At 65.7% G+C, this 18,302-nt stretch carries 16 protein-coding genes; 5 read left to right on the plus strand and 11 right to left on the minus strand.

The genetic code is table 11. From position 1 onward, the window contains the following. Nucleotides 1-60: 60 nt before the first annotated feature. Nucleotides 61-2,256 (plus strand): ATP-binding protein, encoded by a 2,196-nt coding sequence (locus AB2N08_RS16255; protein ID WP_367611788.1) that lies wholly within the window; start codon nucleotides 61-63, stop codon nucleotides 2,254-2,256. A 22-nt stretch (nucleotides 2,257-2,278) separates the two neighbouring features. On the opposite strand, the gene AB2N08_RS16260 is transcribed toward AB2N08_RS16255, so the two are convergent. Beyond that, nucleotides 2,279-3,685, minus strand: coding sequence for a hypothetical protein (locus tag AB2N08_RS16260; protein ID WP_367611790.1), 1,407 nt, complete (start codon nucleotides 3,683-3,685; stop codon nucleotides 2,279-2,281). Between the two features lie 339 nt (nucleotides 3,686-4,024). On the opposite strand from AB2N08_RS16260, the gene AB2N08_RS16265 reads away from it, so the two are divergent. Further along, nucleotides 4,025-4,630, plus strand: coding sequence for a trimeric intracellular cation channel family protein (locus AB2N08_RS16265; protein ID WP_367611792.1), 606 nt, complete (start codon nucleotides 4,025-4,027; stop codon nucleotides 4,628-4,630). A gap of 32 nt (nucleotides 4,631-4,662) precedes the next feature. Here AB2N08_RS16265 and AB2N08_RS16270 read toward each other — a convergent pair whose 3' ends face one another. Both AB2N08_RS16270 and AB2N08_RS16275 read right to left on the minus strand, forming a co-directional pair. Then, entirely contained in the window at nucleotides 4,663-5,001 is a 339-nt protein-coding gene (locus AB2N08_RS16270; RefSeq protein ID WP_367611794.1) for a P-II family nitrogen regulator, read from the minus strand. 16 nt (nucleotides 5,002-5,017) lie between these two features. Beyond that, entirely contained in the window at nucleotides 5,018-7,081 is a 2,064-nt protein-coding gene (locus tag AB2N08_RS16275; RefSeq protein ID WP_367611796.1) for an NAD(+) synthase, read from the minus strand. An 83-nt stretch (nucleotides 7,082-7,164) separates the two neighbouring features. Between AB2N08_RS16275 and AB2N08_RS16280 the strand changes: the two genes are divergently transcribed. The 3 genes from AB2N08_RS16280 to AB2N08_RS16290 all read left to right on the plus strand — a co-directional run bounded on the left by AB2N08_RS16280 (nucleotide 7,165) and on the right by AB2N08_RS16290 (nucleotide 11,714). Continuing rightward, the gene (locus tag AB2N08_RS16280; RefSeq protein ID WP_367611798.1) at nucleotides 7,165-8,313 is read left to right on the plus strand and encodes a GNAT family N-acetyltransferase; all 1,149 of its coding nucleotides are present in this window, start codon (nucleotides 7,165-7,167) and stop codon (nucleotides 8,311-8,313) included. Nucleotides 8,314-8,378: 65 nt separating this feature from the next. Continuing rightward, a complete protein-coding gene (locus AB2N08_RS16285) occupies nucleotides 8,379-10,004 on the plus strand; it encodes a DUF4214 domain-containing protein (protein ID WP_367611800.1) in 1,626 nt (541 codons plus the stop codon). 102 nt (nucleotides 10,005-10,106) lie between these two features. Beyond that, a complete protein-coding gene (locus tag AB2N08_RS16290; protein WP_367611802.1) occupies nucleotides 10,107-11,714 on the plus strand; it encodes a DUF4214 domain-containing protein in 1,608 nt (535 codons plus the stop codon). Between the two features lie 221 nt (nucleotides 11,715-11,935). Here AB2N08_RS16290 and AB2N08_RS16295 read toward each other — a convergent pair whose 3' ends face one another. The 8 genes from AB2N08_RS16295 to mdcA form a co-directional block, all read right to left on the minus strand. Beyond that, a complete protein-coding gene (locus tag AB2N08_RS16295) occupies nucleotides 11,936-12,064 on the minus strand; it encodes a hypothetical protein (RefSeq protein ID WP_367611804.1) in 129 nt (42 codons plus the stop codon). Nucleotides 12,065-12,195: 131 nt separating this feature from the next. Beyond that, nucleotides 12,196-13,122, minus strand: coding sequence for an ACP S-malonyltransferase (locus AB2N08_RS16300; RefSeq protein ID WP_367611806.1), 927 nt, complete (start codon nucleotides 13,120-13,122; stop codon nucleotides 12,196-12,198). A gap of 1 nt (nucleotide 13,123) precedes the next feature. After that, nucleotides 13,124-14,005, minus strand: coding sequence for a triphosphoribosyl-dephospho-CoA synthase MdcB (gene mdcB / locus AB2N08_RS16305; protein WP_370662432.1), 882 nt, complete (start codon nucleotides 14,003-14,005; stop codon nucleotides 13,124-13,126). Continuing rightward, nucleotides 14,002-14,682, minus strand: a complete 681-nt coding sequence (gene mdcG, locus AB2N08_RS16310) for a malonate decarboxylase holo-[acyl-carrier-protein] synthase (RefSeq protein ID WP_367611808.1) — start codon at nucleotides 14,680-14,682, stop codon at nucleotides 14,002-14,004. Before mdcG ends, mdcB begins: the two co-directional genes overlap by 4 nt. After that, on the minus strand, nucleotides 14,666-15,382 hold the full coding sequence (gene mdcE, locus AB2N08_RS16315; protein ID WP_367611810.1) for a biotin-independent malonate decarboxylase subunit gamma: 717 nt from the start codon (nucleotides 15,380-15,382) through the stop codon (nucleotides 14,666-14,668). Before mdcE ends, mdcG begins: the two co-directional genes overlap by 17 nt. Then, nucleotides 15,382-16,290, minus strand: a complete 909-nt coding sequence (locus AB2N08_RS16320; RefSeq protein ID WP_367611812.1) for a biotin-independent malonate decarboxylase subunit beta — start codon at nucleotides 16,288-16,290, stop codon at nucleotides 15,382-15,384. The genes mdcE and AB2N08_RS16320 overlap by 1 nt, the downstream gene beginning before the upstream one ends. Continuing rightward, a complete protein-coding gene (mdcC, locus tag AB2N08_RS16325; RefSeq protein ID WP_367611814.1) occupies nucleotides 16,287-16,613 on the minus strand; it encodes a malonate decarboxylase acyl carrier protein in 327 nt (108 codons plus the stop codon). Before mdcC ends, AB2N08_RS16320 begins: the two co-directional genes overlap by 4 nt. Nucleotides 16,614-16,623: 10 nt before the next feature. Further along, entirely contained in the window at nucleotides 16,624-18,291 is a 1,668-nt protein-coding gene (gene mdcA / locus AB2N08_RS16330) for a malonate decarboxylase subunit alpha (protein ID WP_367611816.1), read from the minus strand. Nucleotides 18,292-18,302: the final 11 nt, after the last annotated feature.

Consider the following 18,302-nt stretch of genomic DNA (forward strand, 5'->3'; position numbering starts at 1 on the left):
AATCCCTCTCGACCGGTCATTTGCCGGTCATTCGACTATGGGTGGTGTGATTTGAAGGCAATGCAAGCGGTTACCATGGAGCATGGGCAGCAGGTCGACTTGTCGTCCTGTGCTGACGAGCCGATTCATATTCCCGGCTCGATCCAGCCGCATGGGGCACTGCTGTTCTTTACCGAAGACGCACGCCTGGCCGGCTGGAGCGAAAACGCGCCCGCCATGCTGGGCGTCTCGCTGCAACTGGGCCTGAGCCTCGATGCACTTGCCCTGCCGGTGGTCGCCTTCGACGCCATCACCGACTGCATCGACACCCTGCACGACGACGACGCCGGCCCCATCGTGGCCGGCTTGTCGGTCGGCGATGCCGAATACGATTGCGTCGTGCACGCCGCCGCCGGACGCATCACCGTCGAATTCGAGCAGCGCGAAACGTCAAGCGAAGAAGTGTCGCAGTTCGCCGTCAAGGCGCACGGCTCGATCGACCGCCTGCGCCGCCAGAAAACCATCGAAGGTTTGCTGAACGCCGCCGTGACCCAGGTGCGCGAGTTCACGGGTTTCGACCGCGTGATGGCCTACCGCTTCCGCGCCGACGACAGCGGCGACGTGGTGGCCGAAAGCCGGCGCGACGACCTGGTGCCCTACCTCGGCCAGCGCTACCCGGCCGGCGACATCCCGGCCCAGGCGCGCCGCCTGTACACGCTCAACACGCTGCGCATGATCGGCGACATGGATTACACCGCCGTGCCGCTGTACGGCGCGCCGGGCGCCGCGCCGCTGGACATGAGCTTCGCCGTGTTGCGCAGCGTCTCGCCGGTGCATATCGAATACCTGAAAAACATGCACGTGATGGCGTCGATGAGCGTCTCGATCGTCATCAACGGGCGCCTGTGGGGGCTGATCGCCTGCCATCACCTGTCCAAGAAGATCGTGCCGTATGCGGTGCGCCTGGCGGCTGACGTGCTGGCGCAGGTAATGGCCTCGACCATCCACAGCATCGAAGCGCGCGCCGACGCCACGCTGGCCGAACAATCGGCCCAGGTACGCACGGGACTGGTCGAGTCGCTGCTGCTCGACGACGATCCACTCGACGCGCTTGGCGAGCACGGCAAGTCGCTGATGGCCGCGTGTGGCGCCCAGGCGATGATCGTGGCGCAGCACGGCAAAGTGGTCGCGCACGGCGATCTGGCGCCGGATCTGGCCAAGGCCATCATTGCCTCGCTGCCGGAGCACCAGCACGACCTCTTGATCCGCGAAGGCAAGCACGACTGGCCCGAGGCGCTGCAAGATCAGCTGGGGAAATGGGTCGGCCTGCTGGCCCTGCCCTTCGACCCGATGGCCCAGGGCTGGTGCGTGCTGCTGCGCGTGGAGCAGATCGAAACCGTGGCCTGGGGCGGCCGCCCCGACAAGATCTCGACCTTCGGCCCGCTGGGCGAACGCCTGACGCCGCGCGGCTCGTTCGACGCCTGGCATGAAACGGTGCGCGGCTGTGCGCATCCGTGGGAGGCGACCGTGATGGGCAACGTGCGCCTGACGCTGGCCGAACTGGTGCGCGCCGTGAATTCGCACCGCTCGCAGACCGAAGCCACGCGCGCCCAATTGCTGGCGATGCTCGGCCACGACCTGCGCGACCCGCTACACTCGATCAATATGGCCGGCATGGTGCTGGAGCGCACCGGCAACGGCGGCGGCAATGGCCAGCCGACGCTGGGCAAGCGCATCCAGTCGTCGACCAACCGCATGCAGCGCATGATCAGCCAGGTGCTGGACATGAGCCGCATCGACAGCGGCATGGGCCTGGGTGTCTCGCTCGTGCCGGTCGACCTCAAGGAGCTGCTGATCGACCTGATGGACGAGGCGCGCATGGCGTACCCGTCGATTCCGCTCGACCTGATCTGCGACGACGCGGCCACCGTGAAAGCCGACAGCGGCCGCCTGGGCCAGGTGCTGTCGAACCTGATGAGCAATGCCCGCCACCACGGCGAGCCGGGAACGGCCGTGACCGTGTGCCTGCGCGCGGGAGGCGATTACGCCTCGGTCGAAGTCGCCAACGCCGGCCAGGCGATCGCGCCCGAGACGGTGGCCACGCTGTTCAATCCGTTCAAGCGCGCGTCGATGAACAATCCGCGCAACCGCACCGGCATGGGCCTCGGCCTGTACATCGCGCAGCAGATCGTGCGCGAGCATCAGGGCGAGCTGGCATACCGCTATGCGGATGGGCGGGTGATCTTTGCGCTGCGTTTGCCGTTGCTGGACCGCTGACCAGGCATGCCGCGTACGGCGCCTACTCGAGCTTTTGCACTTCGCATTCGGCCGAGATCGCAGGCATGAAGGCATTCCAGCGCGACAGCGCACGTTTGACGGCGTCGGCGTTGTCCTTCGTACTGCTGCGCTTGTGCTCTCCAATAGCGCGTTGCAGCGTGGCGGCGCGGTCGTGATAGGCAGCGGTCACGAAGTCGAAGCCGGTCCTGGCCATCTCGGCTGACTGGATTGCCCGCTTGACGTCAAGCTGCAGCTGGTCTTCGCCGGGATTGGTGGCCAGCGCCAGCTTGGCCGTCAGCAAATCCAGGTTTGCAGCACGCTTCTGGACAATGCCCTCGCAGCCGTCGGTCACCACCTTCTCGACCCCTTGCCCAACCTTGCCGGCTGTCTCGATATCGGCCGCCGGTACGAAGTCCGCAGAAAGATCCTTGAGCGCCGTGCCTACGCCAGTCGCATGCCGGCGAATGCTGGCGAGCGTGTGCACGAAGCTGTCGATCAGCTTCGCGCCGGCCAGCTTGTGGCCACCAAGCGTCGTGCCCAGCGGATTGCCGGCCAGATAGCGCTCGGCGGGAATCACTTCATTCCAGTGCTTGATGCGTTCAAGGACCTGGTCTGCCGACGCGCCCTGGATATCCGTCATCATCTTCGAGCGCGCCAGCGTGCGCGTGGCTGCGGTAATGCCCGGTTCATTGTAGTAACGCACGGCCTCGCCGGCCTCTTGCAGTCCGCTCACGGTCGAGCACAACCCATGGTAGCGGATGGCATCCTTGACAGCGGCTTCCAGCGGATATGCGGCAAGCGACTCGTTGCGCGCCAGGAGTATTTGCTCGTAAGCGGTCCGCCGCCGGGAATCGATGCCGGCCACGACGACCTGGACGGCGGCATTGGCAAAGTATGCCTGGTTGTATTCGGCCCGATACGCGCTCGAAATACCTGCAACGCCAGCCAGCGCTTTCGACGTGTCGACACTGGACACGACCGTGGCCGCCACCGCCGTGATCGAGGACAGAAGGCCAGTCTTGAAGCTCACGTTGGAAAACTTCTTTTGCAGCAGCGTCTTGAAGTCATTGCAGCGCTGGTCCGATGCCGCAAGAATGCGCTCCTGGATCGCGCTGCGGCGGGCACGCCCGGATTCGCCGCCGTCCCGGTATTTGTCGGCGAAGGCGGCAAATTCCTTGTCGATGAGAGCGCCCTGCTTGCGGTTCTCCGCAGCAGCGATGCTGCCAACGGCGCCGAACGTCATGGTCGACGGATCGTTGCCTGAAATCAGGCTGGCCAGGTCGATGGGTTCGAACTGCTCGCGCGGCAGCAGCTGGTAGGCCGAATGCTTGTCGGCGAATTCGTCATATTCGTCGCGGGATTTGTCGAACATGCTGCAGCCGGAGAGCAGCAGCGTGGCGCCCAGTGCCGCCCGCATCACAATGCACATGCCTACCCCGTTCCGGACGCGGCACTGGTAGCCTCGCACTACGCCCGACGGGGCCGCACGCCCGGGGCATTGAGGTCAGTATTGCCGTGGGCAGAATGGCAAGGAAAGCCCGCCTGCGCTCCCACGCCCCCACGACACATCGACACATCGACACATCGACACATCGACTCAATCTACCTTATCGTTGTGGCAAAGTCTTAACATTGATGGGCGATTGTCTGTAAAACAACACGGTTGGCAAATCGCGCCATTGGCCACCCACCACGGCGCCGGAAATACCCTTATGCAAGTGCCGGGCCGCGTGGTAGTCTAACAACACTATCTGCTCCCCCCTGCTGCATGACGCTCATCAAGTTCATCGAAATCATGGCGATCCTGGTCGGTGCGTTTTCCGGCTTCATCGAAGCGCGACGCAAGCGCATGGACCTGGTCGGGGTATTCACCGTGGCGTTCATCACGGCATTCGGCGGCGGCACGCTGCGCGACATCCTGCTCGATAAGCGGCCGCTGTTCTGGGTCACCCACCAGGAATATGCCATCGCGATTTTCGTTCTCGCCCTGGTCGCCTCCCCACTGATCCGCACGCTGCGCCAGATCGTCTCGGAACGCCTGATCGTCATCGCCGATGCAGTGGGGCTGGGCCTGTTTTCAATTGCCGGGGTGTCGGCCGCGCTGGCGGCGGACATGCCGATCTTCATCGCGTCGATGATGGGGGTGATCACGGGGATTTTCGGGGGCGTGCTGCGCGACATCGTCTGCAACGAAGTGCCGATGGTGTTCCGGGACGGCAAACCGTATGCGATCTGCGCGTTCATCGGCAACTGGTTGTTCCTGCTCATGGGCAAGTACGGCGTGCCAGCGGACTTTGCGCTGTGGTCGAGCTGCCTGTTCATCAGCGGCCTGCGGCTGCTGACATGGAAGTTCGATATGCGGATGGGGCGGTAACGTCGCACCGCCCCGGCGGGGTTTGTACTTCGTTACACCGCGTCGGCGCCGGTCTCGCCGGTACGGATGCGGATGACCTGCTCGATGTTCTGCACGAAGATCTTGCCGTCGCCGATCTTGCCGGTGCGCGCCGCCTTGATGATGGCGTCGACGACGCTGTCGGCCATCGGATCGTCCACCACCACTTCGATCTTCACCTTCGGCAAAAAGTCCACGACGTATTCGGCGCCGCGATACAGTTCGGTGTGCCCCTTCTGGCGGCCGAAGCCTTTCACTTCAGTGACGGTCAGGCCGGTGACGTTCACTTCGGCCAGTGCTTCGCGCACTTCGTCGAGCTTGAACGGTTTGATCACGCAGGTAATCTGTTTCATGGTGGTGGTCCTTTCGTTAGTCGGGGATGGTCGCCAGATCGTCGAGCCAGACGGTGACCTCGGAGTCGGACGGTGCGCGCCAGTCGCCGCGGGGCGAGAGCGAGCCGCCGTTGCCGACCTTCGGGCCGTTCGGCACGCATGAACGCTTGAACTGGCTGGTCTTGAAGAAACGGTACAAAAAGATCGACAGGTTGCGCTTGATTGCTTTCATGTCATATTGGTTGCGCGCGCCGGTGTCGTCCGGCCAGCGGCCTGCCGCGCTGTCGTGCCACGCCGAATACGACATGAACGCGACCTTGCTCGGCTTGAAGCCGTAGCGCAGCGTGTAGAACAAATTGAAGTCTTGCAGCTCGTAGGGGCCGATGCGCTCCTGCGTGCTTTGCGCCGGCTTTGCATCGCTGCCTGCATCGGCGCCGCCGCCCGGCACCAGCTCCGGGCTGATCTCGGTGTCGAGGATATCGATCAGCACCTGCGACTGGCCTTCGGCAACCACCGTGCCGGTTTCGGCAACCCAGCGCACGAGATACGAGATCAGCGTCTTGGGCACGCTGGCGTTGACGTTGTAGTGCGACATATGGTCGCCCACGCCATACGTGCACCAGCCCAGCGCCAGCTCGGACAAATCGCCCGTGCCGATCACGATCCCGTTGTGGAAGTTCGCCAGGCGGAACAGGTGGTTGGTGCGCTCGCCGGCCTGCACGTTTTCGAACGTGATGTCGTAATCGAGCTTGCCCGCGCTGTACGGGTGGCCCAGGTCCTTGAGCATCTGGATGCAGCTCGGCCGGATATCGATCTCCTGCGCGCTGCAGCCCACCGCCGCCATCAGGTCGCGCGCCTGTTTCAACGTGCGCTCGCTGGTGGCGAAGCCCGGCATCGTGTAGGCCAGGATGTTCGTGCGCGGCAGCCCCAGGCGGTCCATCACCTTCGCGCACACGAGCAGCGCGTGGGTGGAATCCAGGCCACCGGACACGCCGATGACCACCTTCTGGATGCCGCTCGAGGCCAGGCGCTGGATCAGGGCCTGCACCTGGATGTTGTAGACCTCGGTGCAACGCTCGTCGCGCCGCGTGCGGTCGGCCGGCACGTACGGGAAGCGCTCGACCACGCGCGCCAGCGGCAGGGTGCGCTCGAGCGGCAGCGCGAGCTCGAAGCGCACGACCCGAAACGCCGCTACCTCGGCCGCATGGCGCTGCGCCGTTTGCGCGAACGTGGTCGCCTTCATGCGCTCGGTAGACAGGCGATCGAGGTCGACGTCGGCGAAGATGATGTGCGACTCGTCACTGAAGCGCTCGGATTCGGCCAGCAGCTCGCCTTTTTCGTAGATGAGCGATTGACCGTCCCAGGCCATGTCAGTCGTCGATTCGCCCCGCCCGGCCGACGTGTACAGGTACGCCGCCATGCAGCGCGCCGATTGCTGCGCGACCAGCTGGTGGCGGTAGCCGCTCTTGCCGACGACGACGTTCGATGCCGACAGGTTGACCAGTACCGTGGCGCCCGCCAGGGCCGCGAACGACGACGGCGGCACCGGCACCCAGACGTCTTCACAGATCTCGAGGTGAAAGCGCAGCAGCGGCAGGTTGGCGACCTCGAACAGCAGGTTCACGCCGAACGGCACGGTCTCGCCGAACAGGTCGATCTGGTCGACTGGCGCGCAATCGGCGGGCGTGAACTGCCGGGATTCGTAAAACTCGCCATAATTAGGCAAATAGCTCTTAGGCACCACGCCCAGCACGCGGCCATTGGCGATGGCGACGGCGCAGTTGAAGAGCATGTGATTCACGCGCAGCGGCATGCCGATCACGATGGCCAGCGGCAGGCTGCGCGAAGCGTCGATGATGTTCTGCAAGCCGGCCAGGCACGCATCGAGCAGGGCGCGCTGGTGGAACAGGTCGTCGCAGGTATAGGCCGACAAGCCCAGCTCGGGAAACGCGACCAGCGCCGCGCCTTCGTCGGCCGCTTGCCGGGCCAGCAGGATCGTCTGCTCGACGTTGTAGGCCGGGTCGGCCACGCGGATGCGCGGAATGGCGACCGCGACGCGGGCAAAATGGTGCGAATAGAGATTGAAGAATCGGCTGTTCATGAATGGGTCTCTCGCAGTGCCGACGCGGCGAATCGCTGCCTGTCGCCACTTACTTCGTAGAATTGGAAGCAATGTTGAAAGCAATGTCAGATTATCGCACGCATATCGTCTCGAGCCTGTCCGAAGTCGGGCAAGGCCCATGGGACGCATTGGTGGCGGCCCAGGCCGCGCCGACGCCGTTTCTCTCGTACGCCTTCCTGCACGCGCTGCACGCCTCGGGCAGCGCCTCGCCCGAGAGCGGCTGGCAGCCGCAGTTCTTGCTGCTGTACGACGCGGCCGATGCGCTGGTGGCTGCCCTGCCCCTGTACGTCAAGGGGCACTCGTATGGCGAATACGTGTTCGACTGGGCCTGGGCCGACGCCTATGCGCGCAATGGGCTCGAGTATTACCCGAAGCTCTTGTCGGCGATTCCATTCACGCCGGTGGCCGGTTCGCGCCTGCTGGCGGTCGATGCCGCCGCGCGCGCCGCACTGATCGCCGTGCTGACGGCCACGCAGTCGGCCACCGAAGTGTCGTCGACCCACATCCTGTTCCCGCCAGAGGATGAGGCCCAAGCGCTGAAGGATGCCGGCTTCCTGCTGCGCAGCGGCGTGCAATTTCACTGGCTGAACCGGGGCTATGCGAGCTTCGATGAGTTTCTGGCCACGCTCGAGCCGAAAAAGCGCAAGAATATCCGCGCCGAGCGGCGCAAGGTGGTCGATGCCGGCGTGACCATGCGCCGCGTGCGCGGCAATGAGGCCACGCGCGACGACTGGGTGCTGTTCAACCGCTGCTACCGCAATACGTATCAGGAGCACCATTCGACGCCGTACCTGAACCTGGATTTTTTCCTGCGCATCGGCGCGACGATGCCCGAGAATATCCTGCTCGTGATCGCCGAGGCCGGGGGCCGGGCAATTGCCGCCTCGCTCGTCATCCACGACGCCGACACGTTGTACGGGCGCTACTGGGGCGCGCTCGAACACGTGCCGTGCCTGCACTTCGAGGCAGCCTATTACCAGCCGCTGGAATTTTGCATCGAACAGGGCATCGCCACGTTCGAAGGCGGCGCGCAGGGCGAGCACAAGATGGCGCGCGGCTTCCTGCCCACCAAGACCTGGTCGGCGCACTGGCTGGCGCATCCGTCGTTTGCGAACGCGGTGGAGAATTTCCTGCAGCGCGAGGCGGGCGGGATCGATGACTATCTCGACGAGTTGAACGAACGTAGTCCGTTCCGGCAGCGGGCCGGGTAGCTTCGCATGCCGGCGCCGAGTTGCCTTATAATCAACTTCAGTTAATCCTGCATAGGGAAGCCACCATGTCCAGCTACACGACGCCCACCGATGCACGCACTGCCACCTCCGTCACGACCACCATCATCGATGGCGTCGTGGTGCGCACCGCATCGTTCGTCGATAGCGACGGCGCGATGCGCACCGTGACGATCCCCGTGGTGGACCCCGGCCGCGAGGACCAGAACGGCAACGACCTGGCCGATATCCCGCTCTTGCTGGCCGCCACTGGCGCCAACGCCCTGTCGGCACATCTGCCGACGGGCTACGGGCTCGACGTGACCGGATCCACCGAGGCGCTGTCGGCCTCCGTCGGCCTGCTCAGGATGATCCAGGCGATCCAGGCGCATAGTTCGCCTGCTGACCATGCCGCGCTGATCGCGGGCGCCACGACCCTCTTCCAGAACGCGCCGCTGGCGCGTTACGTGCAGGCGATCGTCCCGTTGCTGGCCGCCGATCCCGCACTGGCGCCGGCCGCGCCGCTGGTCCTGGACGGCATCGGTAACGCCAATACCGCGCGCAGCGTTGTGATGATCGACACCCGCGCCCAGGGCGACACCGTGCACATCGACCTGCGCGGCATCCCCGCTGCCGTGATTGCCGGCGGCGGGCGCTTCGAGCACCTGGAAGGCCGGGTGCAGATCCTGGCCGACAGCACCGCGCAGACCATCGTGCTCGCGGGAGGGGGCGACGTGGTCGATGCCGGCGGCGGCGACGACCGGATCATCCTCGGTACGGCCGCTACATTCATTCCACCGGCCAGCATCAGCCTGATCGATGGCGGCGACGGGCTGGACGTCGCCGAATTTTCCGGCGCACGCGCAAGCTATTCGCTGCGCGTCGAGCGTGACGCGCTGATGCCGGGTACATACCTCGCGGCCTACCCGACCCGCAACATCGACGCCAGCACGTTCATGTCCAGTATCGAGACCCTGCAGTTCGCCGATACGACGGCCGACACCTCGACCCAGGGCAGCGTGCTGCGCCTGATGGAAGGCTTGCTTGACCGGACACCGGACGCGGCGGGTGTGGATTTCTGGGTGCGCCAGACCAGCAAAGGCGCCACGCTCGAACAGGTCGCGCAGGCGATCATGACATCCGCTGAACTGGCCGGCGAGGTGCCGGAGGGCGACGCCGCGTTCGTGGCGTGGGCCTATGCACGCGTACTGGGCCGCGAGGCCGATGGCAGCGGGCTGGCTTACTGGACCAGTGTCGTGGCCGATGGCAGCGTGACGCGCGCCAGCGTTGCGCTGGCTTTGGCCGAGTCGGGCGAAAAGCTGGCGCAGGAAGCCGCCGCCGGCGTCGATGTCGCTGCCAGCGAGATCGGCGTGATCGCGCGCATGTACGCGGCCTTGTACCACCGCAGTCCCGACCTTGGCGGTTTGAACTACTGGATCGGGCAGGCGAAAAGCGGCGCCGCGCTGGCCGACATCGCGGACGCCTTCATCGGCGCGGGCGAAAGCCCGGCAGGCCAGGATGACGCGACATTCATTGCCCATTTGTATCAGACGGCACTGGCGCGTCAGGCCAGCCCGGACGAACTGGCCGATTGGCGCGATATGCTCGCCAGCGGCCAGGCCGACCGGGGCGACATGCTGCTGGCATTGGCCGATTCGGCCGAGATGGCCGCGCTCGTGGGCGTGGGGTTCTAGGCGCCGGCATGCGTGGTGAATAGTTTTTCCAGCAATAACGTGTGCGCACTGCAACCCGCATATAGTTGATACTTCAACATTACTCACCTGCGAGGACCGCCCATGGCATCCCAGTCATCCACCGTCATCATCGATGGCGCCGAGGTACAGATCACCATCGAGACGGCGCCGCTGGGCGACGTGACGCGCACGGTGGTCGTCCCGATCATCCAGCCAGGGCGCCAGGACCAGAACGGCAACGATGTCGCCGATATTCCGCTGTTGAACCTGACCAGCGGCGCTGCGGCGCTCACGGCCCACCTGCCCACCGGGTACGGCGTGCGCATGGAAGGGCCGCAGGCGCCACAGACGGCCTTGCGCACGCTCGACATGCTGAGCGCGCAGATCACCGCGCACGCCCCCGCAGCGGGCCAGGCCGCGATGATCGACGCCCTCTCTGCGCTGTCTTACTGGGATTTCAATTCGGTGTTCCTGCTGTCGGCGGTGTCTCCGACGACCGCCACGAGCATCGCACCGGACGCGGTCATGGGGCTCACGAGCCGCCCCGGCACGTCATTGAGCGCGGTCCTGATCGATACCAACGGCCAGGGCGACGCGGCGCACCTGGCACTGAGTGGCTTCAATATTACCCTCGTCACGGGGGCCGGAACGTTCGAGCAGGTGCCGGGGCAGGCCAATATCATCGCCGACGGCGCCAGCCAGACCTTTATTCTCGACGGAGGACAAGACCGGGTCAGCGCCGGCGGCGGCAATGACCGGATCATCGTAGGTGAAAGCATCCAGGACACGATCGGGCACATCTCGTTCAACATCATGGACGGCGGCGAGGGCTACGACACCCTGCAGCTCAAACGCGCTAGCCGTGACGACTACGCGTTCTTTGCCTATGACACACTGGACGGCAATGCCAGCTTCGGCATGCGCCCGGGAAACCTTCTCAATATGAGTTACGAGGCGCACAATATCGAAGCCTTCCACTTTGCCGAGGCAGTCGCCGACACGGGCGGGCGCGGCAGCGTGACGCGGCTCTATGAAACCCTGCTGGAACGCTCGCCCGACGCCGGCAGCCTGGATTACTGGATGCGCACGCTGGCCGGCGCCGCCTCGCTTGAAGACGTGACGCAATCGATACTGGCGTCATCCGAACTGGCCGCCGACGTACCGCAGGCAAACGGCGCATATGTCACGTGGCTGTACGGCCAGGTGCTGGGCCGCGCCGCCGACGCCGGCGGCCTGGCCTACTGGATGGCGACGCTGGCCAGCGGCGACATCAGCCGCGCCGGCCTGGCGCTGGCACTGGTCGATTCGGACGAAAAGCTGGCGATGGACGCGTCGAACGAGATCGCGTTCGGCGCCACCGACGTGGGCGTGATCATGCGCATGTACAACGCGCTGTATGACCGCAGTCCGGATCTGGATGGCCTGAATTACTGGATCGGTGTCTCGGAAGCGGGCACGTCGCTGGCGGACATCGCCGACAGCTTTGTCGACGCCACCGAATCGACTGACCGGCTCGATGATCCGACGTTCGTCGCGCAGCTGTACCGGACAGCGCTCGAACGCGAAGCGACGGCGACCGAACTGGCAGACTGGACGGGGCTGCTCGCGCAAGGGTATGTCGATCGCGGCGACGTTTTGCTGGCGCTGGCCGAATCGGCCGAGATGGTGGAACTGGTTGGGGTGATGAGCACGACGTTTGAAACGGCTTGAGGCTCACGGTGGCGCGGCAACGAAAAGCCGGTGTCCGAAAAGCCGGTGTTAGGTCTGACATTCGGACACGGCCTCAGCCATAGGCATGCATTTGGCGCTGAGCCGGTAAATTTGGAATGACATGCTTCGGGACGGATGGGCACAACGCAGAGGTCGTGTCCGAATGTCAGACCTGACACCCGCTGTGTGTTGAACCGCCATCAAGCAGCGGTCAGTGCTCCTTAGTTCCAGCCGCCGGCGTTCAGACGGTAGTCGACTTTCAATGGCTTGCAGGCTTCGGCCTGCTTGCGCAGGACATACTTGGCGCGGCTGCCGGCAGCGGCGACCAGTGCGTGGACAATTTTCTTCACGTGAGGCTCCTTCGATTGCATCGCCCGCGTGGGCAACGCCTGATTATTCGGTTGCAATACAACCGTTATATAGGCGCCTCAGTGTGTTTTCCAATTCTGAGTAGCAATATCAGACATCAGCCTCGTGAATGTTAGTCGAGCTGCCTCTCTAGCCAGGCCCGTATTCCATCGAGCGAGCGGAACTCGGACACCGAGCGGCAGGCGATACCCGGGTTGCGTGACTGCAACATGCGCGACAATGCGGCGCCCGGCCCCAGTTCCAGTGCCACCGTCACGCCGGCCTCGGTCAAGGCGTCCATGCACTCGCGCCAGCGGATCGGTTCGGCGATCTGGCGCGGCAGTTCGGCCACTGCCTTGTACGCATCGAAGACCGGTTCGGCCGAGATGCCGGACAACAACGGGAATGCCGGGGTAAGCCAATGCGCATCAGCCAGGCGCGCTGCGAATGGCGCAACCGCACCTGCCAGCATGGGCGTGTGCGACGCGACGGCGACTGGCAGCACGGTAGCGTGGCCACCGGCGGCAATGGCAGCCTGCGCCAACTCGGCGCGTCGTTCGGCGGGGCCGCCCGCCACCAGCGCGTCGTCGCCCGTCACGATCGCGGGATAAAAACCGCAGCGGGCCAGCAAGTCGTCGATGCTCCCGGATGGCATGCCGGACAGCGCCACCATGCCCTGCCCTGCGCCATCGACCACGCAGGCGTCCATCAGGCGCGCCCGTTCGATGGCCAGTTTGATGACGTCGACGGGTTCCAGCGCCCCGGCCACGCCGTAGGCCGACAATTCGCCGATGCTGTAACCGGCCACCAGTGCCGGTCGTGCAATCGTGGCTTGCAACGCGCCCCACATCGCCAGCGTCGCGGCCACGATTGCCGGTTGCGCGATGCGGTTCGTGAAACGTTCTTCGCCCAGTCCCCCGCGCAGGGTCGCCCCCAGCGCCGGGTCGGCGAACCAGGCGTCGAGCAGGCGGTTCGCCGTCGAGTCCATGCGCGCCATGTCGAACATGGCCGGATGTTGCGCGCCCTGCCCCGGGCACAGGATGGCGAGTCGACCGGCCATCTCAGCCCGACGTCACGGCATGGACCAGGCACACGGCGCCCAGCAGGTCGGCCGCGCCGCCTGGCGACAGGCGCGCCGCCACGAAGGTGTGGTGGCAGGCCAGCGCCCGCGCTTCCCAGTCCGGCGCCCCAGTGCCACCGCGTGCGACGAATGCGCGCGCCTGGCGCCGTACCGTCAAGGCGCCTTCGACACCGCCGCGATGGTAGACGTTGGTGTCGCTGATGTGGGCCATCAGCGCGAACAGCGCGTCGATGCGCGCCTCGCGCATGCCACGGCCCGCAGTCAGCGCGCGGCGCAGCGCCAGCAGGCCGACGTCGAACACCGAGGGAAAGCCGTGCGCGCCCTCTTCACGCGCGCCGCTGGCGGCGTAGCGCCGCGCCGCATCGACGCCGTGCGAGCCGGCGCCCGCATCAATGCTGTGCGCGCCCAGCGCCTGGCCCCAGCAGGCGCGCAGCAGATCGCCGATGCGCTGCGCGGTCAGGGGTTCGTTACGCGCTTGGCAGCGCCCAATGGCCGCGCACAGCATGCCGAGGCAAAAGATCGCGCCGCGATGGGTGTTGATGCCGTACGTCGCGCGCAACATGCGCGCTTCGGCGTCGATCCCCAGTTGCTTCAGTACGTGGAATGGCGCGTCGTCCATGCCGGCCTGCGCGATGGCGCCAAAGTAGCGGCGCAACGCGAACAGGCTGCGCATGAAGGTGGCGGCGGTCATGTCGGCATGGCTGCCGTTGTCGATCTTCGAGACCAGGCCCGGTTTCGGATACAGCACCAGTTCCGCATACAGGCTGCGTACGGCCAGGCGCGCGATGCGCTGGCAAAAGGCGCGTTCGCTTGCCCCACCTCGATCGAACCGGCGTATCGGTAGCGCTCGCGCGACGTTCAGGTTATCCACGTGTCTTCCTCCAGCGTCGCCATCAATTCTTCGGGCAGCACCAGCGCGATGCGGTCGAGCCCCTTGCACAAGACCCGCGTGCCCGGTGCGCTGGCGAAGGCTGCACGCAGTTCTTTCCACGCGACCGCCCGCCCATCGGGGAACACCACTTCACCATCGAGCGGCAGGATGCCCGCATGCCACGACAGCAGATCGAGCCCGATCATCAACTGGCGCCGCGTGTGCGGCTGCAGCAGCACGTCGATATCGGACAGTGGCGTCAGATAATACTGGCCCGTGAGCGCAGCCAGCGCCACCGAGCCATACACGCCGAGGCCCACACCGGCATCGGCCGCCTGGCGCTCGAGCGCCTCCAGCCCTTCACGCCACTGAGCCGGCACGGCGTCGAGCGCGCCGACCAGCGGCAAGGCGCGCGTGCGCCGGCCGATATCCGACATCTCCACCGCGCAGCCAAATTTGAGCTTGCCGCCATCTTCGGGACGCGGTGGCAGCGGGAACCCGATCGCCACTTCGCCCGGCAGCATGGCCGCCTCGGCGCGCCGCACGACAGCTGGCCAGCCGCCGTCGCGCCAGCGATCCAGGGCAGTCAAGGCCGCCTGCGGCGCACCGGCGCGCACGCGCTGCCAGCCGCGGCTCGTCAGCCACACCAGGTCATGCCGCGCGAACATCGCTGCCCACCCGAACCGCCTGCGCCACGGGATGCGCCAGCAAGCGCCCGCCACGCGCCAGGCCCAGCGCCATGCGCCCGTCCTCAATCTTGCTCTCGGCCAGCGCGCGAACCAGTTCGCCCGCCAGGTCGCTCTCCCAGATGCCGTGCAATCCCCCCATGCGCAGGTAGTTTTCAGGGCCCGGCGCGAACACCGGATTGTCCTTGGCCAGTTCAGTCAGGCGTTCTTCGGGCACCTTCGTGATGCGCGCCATCGCTGGCAGGCCCATCACGCGGATGGTGGCTTCGGGCAGCGCGTAACAGGCGCTGGCGATCAGTCCACTGGTGATGAAACCGCCCGACAGCGCCTGGTCGTACACCAGGCCGATGACCGTATGGCCTTCGCGCCGCGCGAGGTCCACGCATTTGCCCAGATGCGCCATATAGCTGTTGATGCCCAACATCTCGTCGCGATGGCGCAGGCGCTGGCCTTGCGTGTCGACCAGGATCAGGATCGGGCGCCCCGGATGCTCGCGCACGGTGCGCAGGATCGCCTGGGCCTGGGCCAGCGCGATCTCGATGCCGATCGGCGTGTGGCCGGTGGTGCCGATGACCGCCACCGGCTTGCCGTCGACCTGCGCGCTGCCGCTCAAAAAGTTGTCGCGTTCGGCGATGTCATGCCCGCCGGGGAAAAGTTGTGCTGCCACTGTCTGCCAATCCATCATCGTTCTCCCAGCGTGGGCGTGGCGCGGTGCTGCGCCGCCAGTTCGAGGAAGGCGTCGGGCTCCAGCATCGGCACCCGTGCCGGCTCAGGAATGCCGAGCCCCTTCCACACGTCCATCGGTTCGCTCAAGCCTTGCGTGTCGAGCAGGCGCCGTTCCAGCATCGCTTGCTCGGCCAGCAGACCATCGAGGCTCAAGGGCGCTCCGCCCAGCGGTATGTCGGCGATGGCTTCGAGCGCCGCGGCGCGCAGGGCGCCCGTGTCGTCTTCCACCAGCACCTGGCAGTCGCCCAGCAGGTAGCGGTGCTTGCCGCCCGTGGTGCGCCAGACCAGCGCGCGGTCGCGCGAATCGAATTCTTCGACGCCGTTGGCGGTCTCGATGACTTCGGGGCCCGACATCGCCAGGCGCCCTTCTTCGGACATGATCACGGTATTCGCGCAGCGCGCCGCGATGCCCATGCCGCCGAAGCAGCCATTGGCGCCGCCGACGACCGCAATTACCGGGATCCCGGCCGCGCGCACGTCGAGCATCGCGCGCATGACTTCCGACACGGCGATCAGGCCCGCGTTGGCTTCGTGCAGGCGCACGCCACCCGATTCGAGCAGCAGCACGACGGCATGCGCCCGTTCGTCGATCGCGCGCTGCAGCATGCCCACCAGCTTGGCGCCGTGGACTTCGCCGACTGCGCCGCCCATGAAGCCGCCCTCCTGCGCCGCGCCAAAGACCACCTGGCCACCGAGCTTGCCGCGCCCGACCACGACGCCATCGTCGAATGACACCGCAGCATCGAGCTGCGCCAGGTGCGGACTGACGATGCGCATCGACGGCGGAAGGAATTCTTCAAAACTGCCGGCGTCGAACATCGCCGGAATGCGCTGGCGCGCCGTGAGTTCCTGATAGCTGCTCATGGCGTGCCTCCTGGTGGCAGATTGGTGAGGGACTCCACCGCCTGGTCCAGGCGCAGGCTCACGACGGCGGGCGTGGCGCCCATGTCGTTGACGCTCACGCGCGCATCGGCCAGGCTCCAGCGCTCGTGGAAATCGGCCATCACGGCCTGCCAGGTGGCGCCAAAACCGACGGCGGCGGTGCGCACCTCGATCTCGCACGCGCCCTTGAGGTGCGCGGGCTCGATCAGGATCTCGAGATTGCCCGAGCCGACCACGCCCACCAGTTGCGGCATGCCGGTCAACAAGCGCCGCCCCCCTTCGAAACGATAGTTCAGCGTTTCCATGATGTGTTCCTTACCAGTTCCTGAAGCGCTTGGGCGGGTCGTACAGCCCGCCGGATGCGCGCACCAGGCCCTTCATGTTCTTGGCGGCCAGCAGGTCGCGGGTCGCCATCCGTTTGTCGATGCCAAGGTCTTCCGGGCGGCGGATGATCCCCCGGTCGCGCAGGTTTTCCACCATGCGCTTGTCGCGCGCCATCCCCACCGGCGTGTAGCCGGCCACGCCACGAATCGCCTGTTCGCGTTCTTCGTCGGTGCGGCACAGCAGCAGGTTGGCGATGCCTTCCTCGGTCAGGATGTGGCTCACGTCGTCGCCGTAGATCATCACCGGCGGGATCGCCATGCCGGCCTGCTCGGCCAGCTGCCAGGCGTCGAGTTTGTCGACGAACGCCGGCGCCATGTGCTCGCGGAAGGTTTCGACCATCTGCACCACCAGCTTTTGCCCGCGCGGGATCGTGTTGCGGCCCGCGCGCGCCTGCTCGCCGGCCTTCAGCCATGCCTTGCTTGGATGGCGCCGGCCGCGCGCATCGGCGCCCATGTTCGGCGCGCCGCCAAAGCCCGAGATGCGCCCCAGTGTGGCGGTCGACGAATTGCCCTGCAAATCGATCTGCAGCGTCGAGCCGATGAACAGGTCGCAGGCATAGTGCCCGGCCGCCTGCGAAAAGGCGCGGTTGCTGCGCATCGAGCCGTCCGGTCCCACGAAAAACACATCGGGCCGCGCGCGGATATAGTTTTCCATGCCGAGTTCGGAGCCGAACGAATGCACCGATTCGACAAAACCCGCTTCAATCGCGGGGATCAAGGCGGGATGGGGATTGAGGGCCCAGTGACGGGCGATCTTGCCTTTCAGGCCCAGGCTCGCGGCGTAGGTCGGCAACAGCAGTTCGATGGCGGCGGTGTCGAAGCCGATACCGTGGTTCAGTCGCTCGATCTCGTACTCGGCGTAGATGCCCTTGATGGCCATCATCGCCATCAAGACCTGGATCTCGGAGATCAGGGCCGGATCGCGCGTAAACAGCGGCTCGATGTAGTACGGCGTGGGCGACTGCACGACGTAGCCGACCCAGTCGCCGGGGATGTCGATGCGCGGCAGCTTGTCGACGATCTGGTTCACCTGCGCGATCACGATGCCGCTCTTGAAGGCCGTGGCTTCGGCAATCGCCGGCGTGTCCTCGGTGTTCGGGCCGGTGTACAGATTGCCTTCGCGGTCGGCCATCTCGGCCGCCACCAGCGCCACGCGCGGCGTGAGGTCGATGAAGTAGCGGGCGAACAGCTCCAGGTAGGTGTGGATCGCGCCGATATTGAGTTTGCCCGATTGCGCCAGCTTGGCCAGGCGCCCCGCCTGCGGGCCCGAAAATGAAAAGTCGAGTTTCGAGGCGATGCCCTTCTCGAACACGTCCAGGTGTTCCGGGAGCGAGAGCACCGACAACAGCATGTGCAGGTCATGCACGCGCGCCGTATCGACGCGCGTGAGGGCCTTGCCAAGAAAATCGGCCTGCTTCTGGTTATTGCCTTCGAGGCACACGCGATCGCCCGGTTCGAGCACGGCATGCAGCAGCTCGACGATGTGCGAGGCCTGGACGACTTTGCCGTCGAGCGCGCCGCCAAGGGCAGCGCCGGCGCGCGCCAGGCGCTCGCTGCGGTTACGTTGCTGGCCGGTCCAGCGGCCATCAAGATGATTCATGAAAAACTCCA

Source organism: Massilia aurea (assembly GCF_040790145.1).
Classification (GTDB): domain Bacteria; phylum Pseudomonadota; class Gammaproteobacteria; order Burkholderiales; family Burkholderiaceae_D; genus Telluria; species Telluria aurea_C.